The organism is Psychromarinibacter sp. S121, from assembly GCF_049801035.1.
Classification (GTDB): domain Bacteria; phylum Pseudomonadota; class Alphaproteobacteria; order Rhodobacterales; family Rhodobacteraceae; genus Psychromarinibacter.
The window spans coordinates 253,223-265,805 of sequence record NZ_JBNAGE010000001.1 but is presented as its reverse complement, the minus strand read 5'-3'; the positions used below and the strand labels follow the sequence as shown (position 1 = coordinate 265,805).

The 12,583-nt window shown below is 66.9% G+C and carries 12 protein-coding genes; 11 read left to right on the top strand and 1 reads right to left on the bottom strand.

Going from position 1 to position 12,583, the window contains the following annotated elements; all coding sequences use genetic code 11:
* Positions 1-35: 35 nt before the first annotated feature.
* The gene (locus ACP156_RS01335) at positions 36-575 is read right to left on the bottom strand and encodes a DUF6647 family protein (protein ID WP_425049480.1); all 540 of its coding nucleotides are present in this window, start codon (positions 573-575) and stop codon (positions 36-38) included.
* A 100-nt stretch (positions 576-675) separates the two neighbouring features.
* Between ACP156_RS01335 and ACP156_RS01330 the strand changes: the two genes are divergently transcribed.
* From ACP156_RS01330 to ACP156_RS01280, 11 genes are all read left to right on the top strand, one after another.
* Complete coding sequence (locus ACP156_RS01330) at positions 676-1,584, top strand: LysR substrate-binding domain-containing protein (RefSeq protein ID WP_425049479.1); 909 nt, start codon at positions 676-678, stop codon at positions 1,582-1,584.
* Between the two features lie 297 nt (positions 1,585-1,881).
* The gene (locus ACP156_RS01325; RefSeq protein WP_275634605.1) at positions 1,882-2,919 is read left to right on the top strand and encodes a rod shape-determining protein; all 1,038 of its coding nucleotides are present in this window, start codon (positions 1,882-1,884) and stop codon (positions 2,917-2,919) included.
* A gap of 72 nt (positions 2,920-2,991) precedes the next feature.
* Complete coding sequence (gene mreC, locus ACP156_RS01320) at positions 2,992-3,900, top strand: rod shape-determining protein MreC (RefSeq protein ID WP_425049478.1); 909 nt, start codon at positions 2,992-2,994, stop codon at positions 3,898-3,900.
* The gene (locus ACP156_RS01315; protein ID WP_425049477.1) at positions 3,893-4,432 is read left to right on the top strand and encodes a rod shape-determining protein MreD; all 540 of its coding nucleotides are present in this window, start codon (positions 3,893-3,895) and stop codon (positions 4,430-4,432) included. The genes mreC and ACP156_RS01315 overlap by 8 nt, the downstream gene beginning before the upstream one ends.
* Complete coding sequence (mrdA, locus tag ACP156_RS01310) at positions 4,429-6,378, top strand: penicillin-binding protein 2 (RefSeq protein WP_425049476.1); 1,950 nt, start codon at positions 4,429-4,431, stop codon at positions 6,376-6,378. The genes ACP156_RS01315 and mrdA overlap by 4 nt, the downstream gene beginning before the upstream one ends.
* Positions 6,379-6,388: 10 nt before the next feature.
* Positions 6,389-7,537, top strand: a complete 1,149-nt coding sequence (gene rodA / locus ACP156_RS01305) for a rod shape-determining protein RodA (protein WP_425049475.1) — start codon at positions 6,389-6,391, stop codon at positions 7,535-7,537.
* Entirely contained in the window at positions 7,534-8,466 is a 933-nt protein-coding gene (locus ACP156_RS01300) for a 2-hydroxyacid dehydrogenase (RefSeq protein ID WP_425049474.1), read from the top strand. The genes rodA and ACP156_RS01300 overlap by 4 nt, the downstream gene beginning before the upstream one ends.
* Positions 8,467-8,635: 169 nt before the next feature.
* Positions 8,636-9,598, top strand: coding sequence for a LysR substrate-binding domain-containing protein (locus ACP156_RS01295; protein WP_425049473.1), 963 nt, complete (start codon positions 8,636-8,638; stop codon positions 9,596-9,598).
* 208 nt (positions 9,599-9,806) lie between these two features.
* Positions 9,807-10,808, top strand: coding sequence for a TRAP transporter substrate-binding protein (locus ACP156_RS01290; RefSeq protein ID WP_425049472.1), 1,002 nt, complete (start codon positions 9,807-9,809; stop codon positions 10,806-10,808).
* Entirely contained in the window at positions 10,805-11,293 is a 489-nt protein-coding gene (locus ACP156_RS01285) for a TRAP transporter small permease (protein ID WP_425049471.1), read from the top strand. Before ACP156_RS01290 ends, ACP156_RS01285 begins: the two co-directional genes overlap by 4 nt.
* Positions 11,290-12,582: a TRAP transporter large permease gene (locus ACP156_RS01280; protein WP_425049470.1), complete on the top strand. Its 1,293-nt coding sequence runs from the start codon at positions 11,290-11,292 to the stop codon at positions 12,580-12,582. The genes ACP156_RS01285 and ACP156_RS01280 overlap by 4 nt, the downstream gene beginning before the upstream one ends.
* Position 12,583: the final 1 nt, after the last annotated feature.

Genomic DNA, 12,583 nt, shown 5'->3' with positions numbered 1-12,583 from the left:
TCCGGAGGCCCCTTTTCTTCAGCAGCATCAGCCCCTTAGTCGGGATGAATATCACGCGGGGTGCAGCCCGCTTCCAGCACCACCGCGATACGGTCGATCCTTGCGCTGAGCCCGCGCTCGGCCAGCCATTCGGATTGCAGATCGTAAGCCTCGGGCTCTTGCGCGCCGCCGCAATACCAGTGCCGCGCACCGGCCTGCCGGTGATGCACCAGTTCGTGCAGCAACACAGAGACATCCTGCGCCCGGTCCATCGACCACGGCCCGACAAGATAGACCGTTCCGGTCGCCGCATCGTACAGGCCGCGCGTGCGCTGACCCATCCGGGCAGAAATGCCCTGCAGGCTGGCCGCCCGCGCGCTGTCGATCAGTCGGATGACGGGCGGCGGCTTGCGGGTATAGACCCCGCGCGCGTCCAACCAGGCTTCCAGCACATCGGTCAGCTCGGCCAGCGTCGCGGCCCGCCGCCATTCCGGATCGGGGTCAAGCGTGAACGCCGGGGCCGCATGGGCCGGTGACAGCAGGACGAAAAGCGACAGGGCCGCCGGAAGCAGCCCGGCGGGGCGTGGGACAGGCATGTTCGCCTCCGGTTTTGCGGAAAGGATGACGTATGGTAATCTTCAGGGGTTAATTCGGTCAAAAGACCGCTTCTCAACCGCTGCTGAAAGGAATTCATCCGTGCGCCGCCTGCCGCCCTTTGCCGCGATCCGCGCCTTCGAGGCGACCGCCCGGCACGGCAGCATGAAGGCCGCCGCCGAAGAGCTGTGCGTCACCGCCTCGGCCGTCAGCCACCAGATCCGAACGCTGGAAGAGTTCCTCGACACCGCGCTGTTCCTGCGCGACGGCAACCGGCTGATCCTCACGCTGACCGGCAAGACCTATGTCGGCAAGCTGACCGGTCTGCTGGACGCTTTGGACGAGTCGACGCGCGACCTGCGGGGCGGCCGCGACCTGCGTGTGCTGACAACGCCGGGCTTCGCGGCGCGGTTCATGGTGCCCCGGCTGTCCGGTTTCCGGCATGGCGACCTTGTCCGCCTGCGGGTGTCAGAGGGTGCTCCGGACACCGACTTTGCCCGCAACGACGCTGACGTTGTGATACACTGGGGCGACACGCCGGTTCCGGGCGTGGTGGTCGAGCCGCTGATGGAATCCGCGCGCTACCCGGTGATCAGCCCCGGGTTGCGCGACCGCGAACGGATCGAGACGCCCGAGGACCTGCTGCGCGTCACCCTGTTCCATGACGAGGTGATGGACGCCTGGCCCGCGTGGTTCGCGGCGGCCGGGATCGAGATCGACGACCGCCCGCGGGGCCCGCGCTATCCCCATTGCGAACTGTCGAGTACTGCGGCAGAACGCGGTCAGGGCGTGGCGCTGGCCTATGACGCGATGGTGCGCGGCACATTGCGCGCCGGGGTGCTGGTACGGCTGTTCGAGCAGGTGATGATGCCGGTCACGATCTACTCGGTCGCCTACCTTCAGGACCGCGAGACCGACCCGCTGATCCGCGAATTCCGCGACTGGATCTTCGCGGAAGCGGCCTTGGAAGGGCTGGTTCCGCCCCGTGGCGGCACTGTCGCGGCAGAATAATTCGTCTGACGTCGCGTCGCGGGATCACGGCGCGCAAACTTTCACTTTTCCGAGATTCCAGCGCCATTTTTGCGGAAGGTAACGCGCAGAATTATACGACCCTAGCTTTCGTGCCGTTTTACCCCCGCGATAGACGTGCCTTTGAACGCCCTTCAAATTCCGTGAACAGTGCGTTTCGGCGGATCGTCGCCACCCGCCCCCTTTTCCTTGGCCCGAGCCGTCAATATAAGGCCGAGTGGTGCCGGGCCTGAGTCCGTCACCCAAGGATGCCTTACCCGGAACGAAGGTGCTGCCTGCATGTCTTTTCTCTCCGGCCTGTTCTCTGCCGACATGGCCATCGACCTCGGAACCGCCAACACTCTGGTCTACGTCAAAGGGCGTGGCGTTATCCTGAACGAGCCTTCGGTGGTGGCCTACCACGTCAAGGACGGACGCAAGCAGGTGCTTGCCGTCGGTGAGGACGCCAAGCTGATGCTGGGCCGGACCCCCGGCTCGATCGAGGCGATCCGGCCGATGCGCGAGGGCGTGATCGCCGACTTCGACGTGGCCGAAGAGATGATCAAGCACTTCATCCGGAAGGTGCATCGCCGCACGACATTCTCGAAGCCGAAGATCATCGTCTGCGTGCCGCACGGCGCGACCCCGGTCGAGAAGCGCGCGATCCGCCAGTCGGTGCTGTCGGCGGGCGCCCGCCGCGCGGGGCTGATCGCGGAACCCATCGCGGCCGCCATCGGGGCCGGCATGCCGATCACCGATCCCACCGGCAGCATGGTCGTCGACATCGGCGGCGGCACCACCGAGGTCGCCGTGCTGTCGCTGGGCGACATCGTGTATGCCCGCTCTGTCCGCGTCGGTGGCGACCGGATGGACGAGGCGATCATCAACTATCTCCGCCGCCAGCAGAACCTGCTGATCGGCGAAAGCACGGCCGAGCGCATCAAGACCTCGATCGGCACCGCCCGCATGCCCGACGACGGGCGCGGCGCGTCGATGCAGATCCGGGGCCGCGACCTGCTGAACGGCGTGCCGAAAGAGACCGAGGTCAGCCAGGCGCAGGTCGCCGAGGCGCTGGCCGAACCGGTCATGACCATCTGCGAGGCGGTGATGACCGCTCTTGAAGCCACCCCGCCCGACCTTGCCGCCGACATCGTCGACCGCGGCGTGATGCTGACGGGTGGCGGCGCGCTGCTGGGCGAACTCGACCTTGCGCTGCGCGAACAGACCGGCCTTGCGATATCGGTCGCCGATGAATCACTCAATTGTGTGGCTCTCGGCACCGGTAAGGCGCTGGAATATGAAAAACAGCTTCGGCATGTGATAGACTACGAAAGCTGACGGGGTCACCGACCCCGGCCCCATCCGGTCCATGTGGCCGGTCGGGCGCGAAACGGCGACGCGGAGAATGACGTGGCCAGAAACGGAGCGAAGAACGGCGGAAGCGACAGTTATGTCCGCCCGGTCAGGCGTATCCTGATCGGCGTGCTTGTGTTCGCCCTGTTCGCGACCTTCCTTCTATGGCGCATCGACAGTCCACGCGTCGAACGCCTGCGCGCCCAGATCGTCGACCGCTTCGTGCCCAGCTTCAGCTTCGTGCTGGTGCCTGTGACCAAGGTCGCGGACATGGTCGAGAACTTCCAGTCCTACACCCGGATCTACGAGCAGAACCAGGAGCTGCGGCGCGAGTTGCAGCAGATGAAGGCGTGGAAGGAAGCGGCGCTTCAACTGGAACAGCAGAACGCCAAGCTGCTGGACCTGAACAACGTGCGGCTCGATCCCAAGCTGACCTTCGTGACCGGCGTGGTGCTGGCCGACAGCGGGTCCCCGTTCCGGCAGTCGGTGCTGTTGAACATCGGCGAGCGCGACGGCATCGTCGACGGCTGGGCCGCGACCGACGGGCTGGGCCTTGTGGGCCGGATCAGCGGCGTCGGGCCGAACACATCGCGCGTGATCCTGCTGACCGATTCCAACAGCCGCATTCCGGTGACGATCCAGCCCTCGGGGCAGAAGGCGATCCTGTCGGGCGACAACACAAGCCTTCCGCCGGTGGATTTCCTTGAAAGCCCGGAACTCGTGCGCCCCGGCGACCGCGTGGTCAGCTCGGGCGACGGCGGCGTGTTCCCCGCCGGCGTGCTGGTGGGCACCGTGGTTCAGGGCCCCGACCGGCGGCTTCGCATCCGGCTGGCCGCCGATTACGAGCGGCTGGAATACCTGCGCGTCCTGCGCTCGCATCCGAAAGCGCCGGTGACCGACCCCGGGCGGCTGGTTCTTCCGACCGAGGAATCGCTCGGCCTGCTGGAAGAGGCCGTCGATGGATAGAAACCGCGCCACCGTCCGCTGGCTGTACGGCGCGCTTTATGCCGGGCTTGCGCTGTTTCTGATGCTGATGCACATCCTGCCGACCGATCTTGGCCCCGATGGCTATCCCGGCCCCGACCTGCTGTTGTGCATCACGCTGGCGTGGGTCCTGCGGCGGCCGCAATACGTGCCGACCCTGCTGATCGCCGCCGTCTTCCTGATGACCGATTTCCTGTACATGCGCCCGCCGGGCCTGTGGACCGCGCTGATCGTCGTCGCGGTCGAGACGCTGCGCTCGCGCGAGGCGACGCTGCGCGAACAGCCCCTGATGGTCGAGATCGTGACGGTCGCGGTGATCCTCGCGATCATCCACATCGGCTATTGGCTGCTTCTGCTGCTGTTCGCGGTGCCGCAGGCCCGCTTCGGCCTGCTGCTGCTCGAGATGATCGCGACCATGGTCACCTATCCCATGATCGTCGTGCTGGCGCGGGTGGTGTTCAAGGTGCAGAAGATCAACCCCGCCGACTTCGATGCGACGAGGGCCGCGAAATGAGACGGACGCCCAAGGACACCGAAGCCGGCGCACGCAAGGTCAGCCGCCGCGGCTTCGTACTGGGCGGCGCGATGGCCGCCTTCGCCGCCGTCCTCACGGCGCGCATGCGCTACATGCAGGTGGATCAGGCGGACCAGTTCCGGCTGCTGGCCGACGAGAACCGGATCAACATCCGGCTGATCCCGCCGTCGCGCGGTCTGGTCTATGACCGCAACGGTGTGATCCTTGCAGAGAACGAACAGAACTACCGCGTCGTCATGGTGAAAGAGGATGCCGGCGATGTTGATGAAGTGCTGGAACGACTGCAAAAGATCATAAAACTACCCACCGAAGAGTTGGAAAAGGTAAAGAACGAGATCGACCGCCGCAGCCCGTTCGTCCCCGTCACGGTGGCCGACCGGCTAAGCTGGCAGGCGTTCTCGGAGGTGGCGGTGAACGCCCCCGCCCTGCCCGGCGTCAGCCCCGAAGTCGGCCAAAGCCGCATCTATCCGCTGGATCAGGACTTCGCCCATATCGTCGGCTACGTCGGCCCGGTCAGCGACTACGACCTGTCCGAAGGCTACCTGTCCGAGGACGAGGATCCCGTCCTTCAGATCCCCAAGTTCCAGGTCGGCAAGACCGGTGTCGAGGCGCGGATGGAACACGACCTGCGCGGACAGGCCGGCACCCGCCGGATCGAGGTCAACGCGCAGGGCCGCGTGATGCGCGAGCTGGACCGGATCGAGGGCGTCGCCGGCGACAACATCCAGCTGACCATCGACAGCGCGCTGCAGAACTACATCCAGGTCCGGCTGGGCGAGGAAAGCGCCAGCGCCGTGGTGATGGACTGCGACAGCGGCGACATCCTTGGCATCGCCTCGGCCCCGTCCTTCGACCCGAACAAGTTCGTCCGGGGCATCAGCGTGCCCGACTACCGCGACCTTCTTGAAAACGACCACCGGCCGCTGTCGAACAAGACCGTGCAGGGCGCCTACCCGCCGGGCTCGACCTTCAAGATGGTGGTGGCGCTGGCCGCGCTGGAAGACGGCGTGATCGACCAGGAAGAGACGATCTTCTGCGGCGGCTACAAGGAACTGGGACAGCGGCGGTTCCACTGCTGGCGGCGCGGCGGCCACGGCAAGCTGTCGCTGACCGGCGCGCTGGAACAGTCCTGCGACGTCTATTTCTACGAGATCGCCGAGCGGGTGGGGATCGAGAAGATCACCGCCATGGCCCGCCGCCTGGGGCTGGGCACCCGCCACGACCTGCCCTTGTCGGCCGTGGTCGAGGGCCTGACCCCCACCAAGGCGTGGAAGCGCGAGAACCGCGACGCCGACTGGCTGATCGGCGACACGCTGAACGCCGGGATCGGTCAGGGCTTCGTGCTGGCCTCGCCGCTGCAGCTTGCGGTGATGACCTCGCGCATCGCCACCGGCCGGGCGCTGCTCCCCCGGCTGATCAAGTCGGTCAACGCCGAAGAGATCGTGCAAGAGCCCAGCCTGCTGGATATCGACCCCAGCCACCTTGCCTATGTGCGCGAAGGCATGTGGGCGGTGACGAACGGCCGCAACGGCAGCGCCCGGTCCAGCCGCGTGGTGGCCGACGGAATGGAACTGGCCGGCAAGACCGGCACCAGTCAGGTGCGCAACATCACCGCCGCCGAACGCGCGCGCGGCGTGACCAGCAACGACGACCTGCCGTGGAACCGGCGCGACCACGCGCTGTTCGTCAGCTACGCGCCCTACGACCGGCCCAAGGTGGCCTGTTCCGTGGTGGTCGAACACGGCGGCGGCGGCTCTGCCGTGGCCGCGCCCATCGCGCGCGACATCGTGCTTCAGGCGCTGTACGGCGGCACCCCGCCGCTGGACGCCTACCCCACCAGCCAGCGCGGAACGATCCGCACCCGGCAAGAGGAACTGCCGCTGCGCGATCCGTCCAGCTATTCCGGCGGCCGGATCCGGGCGTGAGGCGGCGGCTGTGAGTTATCTCGAGTATACCGTTAAACGGGTGCCTACCGGCATCTCGAAGGTGCTGTACCTGAACTGGGCGCTGCTGCTGCTGGTCTCGGCGGCGGCCTGCGTCGGCTTCATCATGCTGTACTCGGTCGCGGGCGGGTCGATGTCGCCCTGGGTCGAGCCGCAGATGAAACGCTTTGCCCTTGGCCTTGCGATGATGCTGACCGTCGCGATGGTGCCGATCTGGTTCTGGCGCAACGTCTCGGGGCTGGCCTATGCGCTGTCGCTGCTTCTGCTGATCGGGGTCGAGTTCATGGGCGCCATCGGCATGGGCGCCCAGCGCTGGATCGAGATCGGCAGCTTCCGCCTTCAGCCATCCGAGCTGATGAAGATCACCCTCGTGATGCTGCTGGCGGCCTATTACGACTGGCTGGACATCAAGAAAGTGTCGCGGCCCCTGTGGGTGATCATTCCGGTCGTGCTGATCCTGCTGCCCACCTATCTTGTGCTGCGGCAGCCCGACCTTGGCACCGCGCTGCTGCTGGTGATCGGCGGCGGGCTGGTGATGTTCGTGGCGGGCGTGAACTGGATGTATTTCGGCGCGGTCATCGCGGCGGGCGGCGGCATCGTGACGGCGGTGTTCTATTCGCGCGGCACCTCGTGGCAACTGCTGAAGGACTACCAGTACCGGCGGATCGACACCTTCCTGAACCCGGAAAGCGACCCGCTTGGCGCCGGCTATCACATCACCCAGTCGAAGATCGCGCTGGGGTCCGGCGGCTGGACCGGGCGCGGCTTCATGCAGGGCACCCAGTCGAGGCTGAACTTCCTGCCCGAGAAGCACACCGACTTCATCTTCACCACGCTGGCGGAAGAGTTCGGCTTTATCGGCGGCGTATCGCTGCTGTCGATCTACGCGCTGATCATCTTCTTCTGCATCGTCTCGGCGATGAACAACCAGAACCGCTATGGCGCGATCCTGACGCTGGGCGTCGCGGCGACGTTCTTCCTGTATTTCGCGGTGAACATGTCGATGGTGATGGGCCTTGCCCCGGTGGTCGGCGTGCCGCTGCCGCTGGTCAGCTATGGCGGCTCGGCGATGCTGGTGCTACTCATCGCCTTCGGACTGGTCCAGTCCGCCCACATACACCGACCCAGACTGCGTTCATGACCCTAAAGATCCTATTCGACGGCGGCGAAGACCGCTGGCCGGACTATGCCGCCCCGCTTCCCGCCGCCCTGAAAGCCGCCGGCATCGACGCCGAGATCCGGATGGACTGGCCCCCGGCCGAGGTGGACTACATCGTCTATGCCCCGAAGGACACGCAGACGGATTTCTCGCCATTCACCAAGGCGAAGGCGGTGCTGAACCTGTGGGCCGGAGTCGAGACGATCACCGGCAACCCGACCCTGACCCAGCCCCTGACCCGCATGGTCGACAGCGGCCTGACTGAGGGGATGGTGGAATACGTCACCGGCCACGTTCTGCGTCATCATCTGGGTATGGACGCGCATATCGTGAACCCCGACCACGACTGGCACTGGGCCCCGCCGCCGCTGGCGCGCCACCGCCCGGTGACGGTGCTGGGGCTGGGCGAGCTGGGCAGCGCCTGCGCCCGCGCGCTGGCGGCGCTGAACTTCCCGGTCACCGGATGGAGCCGCAGCCAGAAGGACATCGACGGCGTCACATGCCTGTCCGGCGACGACGGTCTGGCCAAGGCGCTGTCGACCGCCGAAATCCTTGTGCTGCTGCTGCCCGACACCCCCGCCACGACCGACCTGATGAACGCCGGCCGGCTGGCCTGTCTGCCAAGCGGCGCGGTGATCGTGAACCCCGGCCGCGGGCCGCTGATCGACGACGACGCGCTGCTGGCCGCGCTGGACTCGGGCCACGTGGCACATGCCACGCTGGACGTGTTCCGGGTCGAGCCGCTTCCGGCGGATCACCCCTATTGGGCGCATCCGAAGGTCACCATTACGCCCCATGTCGCCAGCGAAACCCGGTCCGACACCGCGTCCGAGGTGATCGCCGAGAACATCCGCCGCTCGGAAGCGGGCGAGCCGCTGCTGTTCCGCGTCGACCGCACGGCCGGGTACTGAACCGAACGAGGCGTCAGGGGGGCGTTGCCCCCCGCGCGCGGCGCGCGCTCCCCCCAAGGTATTTCGAAAGAGAAGAAGCCAGGCTGGGCGGCCTTGACGCGGGGCGCCGGGCGCGGGACGTTCGAGAGCGCCGCACCGGCGGGGCCAAGGCCGAAAGGACCGCAGGGGCATGAAGCTGAACCCGCTCAGGATATTTCTCGCCATCGTCGACACCGGCAGCCAGCACGGCGCCGCGCGGGCGTTGGGGCTAAGCCAGCCCGCCGTGACCAAGGCGTTGCAGCGGCTGGAGACGGATCTGGACGTGCGGCTGTTCGACCGGTCGGTACATGGCGCGGAGCTGACCGAATACGGTCAGGCGCTGTTGATGCACGCGCGGCTGGTGGATGCCGAACTGAAGGCCGGGATCGACACGCTGAACCACATCAAGGGCGAGCGGCGCGGATCTGTTTCGGTGGCGCTGGCGCATATGCCCGCGACGTTGCTGATGCCGCGCGTGATGAGCGGGTTCCGCAAGGAATGGCCCGATGTGCGTGTGCGGGTGGCCGCCAGCGCCTATCCCTTCCTGCTGCCGCAGGTGCGCGAGGGGGCGCTGGATTTCGCGATCTCGCCCGCGCCGGAAGAGAACTGGCCCGAAGATCTTCTGCGGGTGCCGCTGCTGTCGACCACGCTGACCCCGGTGGTTCGGATCGGTCATCCGCTGGCCGGGGCGACCTCGCTTGAGGCGCTGGCCGAGGCCGAGTGGGTGCTGCCCACCCAGGAATGCGCCACCGCGCAAGCGCTGCGGGCGGCGATGCATGGCGCGGGGCTGCCAAGACCGACCTGCATGGTGACCTGCGAGACCTTCACCGGGCTGATGACCACCGTCTCGGCCAGCGATCTGGTCGGTCTGATCCCGCTGGAGATGGTGCATTCCATCGCCGCGCCGGTGGGCGTGGTCGAGGTGCCGGTCGCCGAGCGGATGCAGGGGGCCGACCTGTGCCTGATCCGGCGCCGCGCCAGCGTGCTGACCCCGGCCGCCGCGGCGCTGGCCGACCGGCTGGCGCGCGCGGCGCGGGCGTTGCCGGGCGCAGTCTCGGGCGGTGTCTCGGGCACAGTCTTGGGCGAGGCGACCGTGGCCGCGGGCGAGACATGAGGGGATAACCAAGCGTTATCACCCTGATTATTTTTTGGCTTTTCGCGCCGCGCAGGCGGCTCGTATGGTTTCGCAGGCCCTCGTCAGCCAGTCCTCCTCCGGTGCTGGACCGCAAGGCCCCGACCCGCGCAGGCGGGTCACGCGCAGACCGCCAAGAAACACCCGAGGCGCACCCATGTGCCCGGCTCCATCAACAGGGAGTTCCCCCGTGAGAACCTTTTTCCGCGCGCTTGCCGTCGCCGGCGCCCTCGCCACTTCGGCCGCGATCCCCGCGTTCGCCCAGGACATCAAGGTCGGGCTGTCGCTGCCCGAGGGCATGGCCGATTTCGACTTCATCAACGGCATGTACGAGACCTTCAAGGCCGAGGTCGAAGCGAATTCCGACATGACCGTGGACATCGTCTATGGCGGTGCGCTGGGCGCGCCGAACGACCGTCTGGCGCAGATGCGCCGGGGCGTGATCCAGATGAGCGATGCCGCCGACGGCAACATCGCGACGGTCTTCCCCGATATCCAGATCCTGAATATGCCCTACCTGTTCTCGAGCGTCGAACAGGCCCGCGCGGTGCTGGACGGCGCGTTCGGCGACGCGCTGGCCGAAGCGCTGCGCGAAGAGACCGGCATCAAGGTGCTGGGCTGGTGGGAATCCGGTGGCTTCAAGCATTTCAGCGCCAGCACGCCGATCGCCACGCCCGCCGATATGGAGGGTCTGAAGATGCGCGTCCTTGGCCCGCTGGCCACGATCCCGGTCGAGGCACTGGGCGCCTCTGCCGCGCCGGTGGCCTTCAGCGAGCTTTATACCTCGCTCAAGACCGGTGTCGTCGACGGGCAGGACAACTCTGTCACCGTTTTCAACCTTGTGAAGCTGTACGAGGTGCAGCCGCACCTGTCGCTGACCGGGCATACCTATGCCTTCGGCCCGCTGGGTATCAACGACGGGTTCTTCTCGGGGCTCGACGAAGACAAGCAGGCGGTGATCATGGCCGCGGCCGAAGCGGCGATCACCTTCAACCGCGACACGTCGAGCGCGAAAGACAGCGCCGCGGTGGACTTCGCCCGCGAGAACGGCGTCGAGGTGCTTGAACTGGACGACGCGGCCAAGGCGGCCTTCGCCGAGGTCATGCAGCCGGTCGCGATCGAGTGGCTGCGCGAGAACGTCGACACGCCCGCGCTGATCGACGAAGCCATCTCGGCCGCCGGCGCCGAGTGAGCCCCGCGCCGATGATGCGGATCGTGAACCTTGTCGACGGGGCCCTGCGCGGCCTCGTCGCCATCTGCCTGATGGCGCTGACCGGTCTGGTCATCTTCCAGGTGATCAGCCGGTATGTCTTCGGCAGCGTGCCGCTGTTCGCCGAAGAGACCGCACGGTTCGCGATGATCTGGATGGCGATGATGGCCGCCGCCCTTGGCGTGCGTGACGCCACCAACATCCGCATCGACCTGCTGCCCGCCGCTTTCGGCCGCCTTTCGGCAGGCGCGCGACGCGGGCTGGAGGCAGTTCTGGAGACCGTCTCGCTGACCGTCTTCCTTGTTCTTGCATGGTACGGGCTGGACGCGATGCTGTTCGCCCACGGGCAGGACAGCCCGGGCATGGGAATTCCCCTGTCCTATCCCTATGCCGTCATGCCGGTGGCCTTCCTTTGCGCGGCGGGCTTCTCGGTCCTGCGCATCGTCTACGGGCCGCCCGCCGAATGACCGCCTCGCTTACCGTCCTCATCGTCAGTTTCGTGGCGCTTTTGATCCTCGGGCTGCCCGTGGCCTGGTCGATGATCGCCGCCATTCTTGCGTGGACGCTGTTCACCGACAACTTCTACGCCCTCCCGGTGATCGCGGAACGCGTGTTTCAGGGCATGGACAGCTTCGTGCTGATGGCGGTGCCGCTGTTCATCCTTGCAGGCGAACTGGTCAACGCCGGACGGATTACCGAGCGGCTGGTCTCTTTCGCCAACGCCCTGTTCGGCTGGATGCGCGGCGGGCTGGCGCAGGTGAACGTGGGCGCGTCGATCCTGTTCGCCGGGATCACCGGCGTCGCGCTGGGCGACATCGCCGCGCTGGGGCGGATCTTCATCCCCGCGATGGTGCAGCAGGGCTATTCCGCCGCCTATGCCGCCGCCGTGACCGCCTCGTCCTCGATCATCGGGCCGATGGTGCCGCCGTCACTGATCGCGGTGATCTACGGGTCGATGACCGACCTGTCGATCGGGGCGCTGATGGCGGCGACGCTGGTGCCCGGCCTGCTGATCGGCGTGGCGCAGATGCTGCTGATCGCGGTGCAGGCGCGGCGGCAAAACTTCCCGACGGTCGAGATGGACCGCAGCCCGCGCGCGATGACCCGCGTCACCGGGCAGGCGATCCTGCCGCTGATGCTGCCCGTCATCATCCTTGCGGGCATGCTCGGCGGGCTGATGACCCCGACCGAAGCCGGGGCGGTCGCCGCGCTGTATGCCGCGCTGATCTCACTGGTCTTGTACCGCGCGATCCGGGTGCGCGACCTGTGGCCGGTGTTCGGGCGGTCGGCGCTGTTCTCGGGACAGCTGCTGATCATCGTCGGCTGCGGCGCCGCCTTTTCGTGGGTGATGGGGATGGAGAACGTCCCGCGCCTGATCGGCGGCCAGATCGAGGGCATGGGGCTGGGCTATTTCGGCACCATGCTGATCTTCAACGCGGTGCTTCTGGTGCTGGGCATGGTGATCGACCCGACGACCGTCATCATCCTGTTCGGCCCGCTCTTGTCCGCCGCCGCGATGCACGCGGGGATCGACCCGCTGCATTTCGGCGTCATCGCGATCCTGAACCTGAACGTCGGCCTGCTGACCCCGCCGCTGGGCGTTTGCCTGTTCGCCGCCGAGCGGCTGGCGGGCTGCGGTCTGATCCCGCTTCTGCGCGAGACGGCGCCGTTTCTTCTGGTATCGCTCGTCACGCTCGGTATCGTCGCGGCCTTCCCCGGCCTCAGCCTTTGGCTGCCCACCCTCATGGGCTTCTGAC

Coding starts and splice junctions, on each gene's coding strand:
- ACP156_RS01335 (WP_425049480.1), bottom strand. CDS start 575: ATGCCTGTCCCACGCCCCGCCGGGCTGCTTCCGGCGGCCCTGTCGCTT.
- ACP156_RS01325 (WP_275634605.1), top strand. CDS start 1,882: ATGTCTTTTCTCTCCGGCCTGTTCTCTGCCGACATGGCCATCGACCTC.
- ACP156_RS01315 (WP_425049477.1), top strand. CDS start 3,893: ATGGATAGAAACCGCGCCACCGTCCGCTGGCTGTACGGCGCGCTTTAT.
- mrdA (WP_425049476.1), top strand. CDS start 4,429: ATGAGACGGACGCCCAAGGACACCGAAGCCGGCGCACGCAAGGTCAGC.
- ACP156_RS01300 (WP_425049474.1), top strand. CDS start 7,534: ATGACCCTAAAGATCCTATTCGACGGCGGCGAAGACCGCTGGCCGGAC.
- ACP156_RS01295 (WP_425049473.1), top strand. CDS start 8,636: ATGAAGCTGAACCCGCTCAGGATATTTCTCGCCATCGTCGACACCGGC.
- ACP156_RS01280 (WP_425049470.1), top strand. CDS start 11,290: ATGACCGCCTCGCTTACCGTCCTCATCGTCAGTTTCGTGGCGCTTTTG.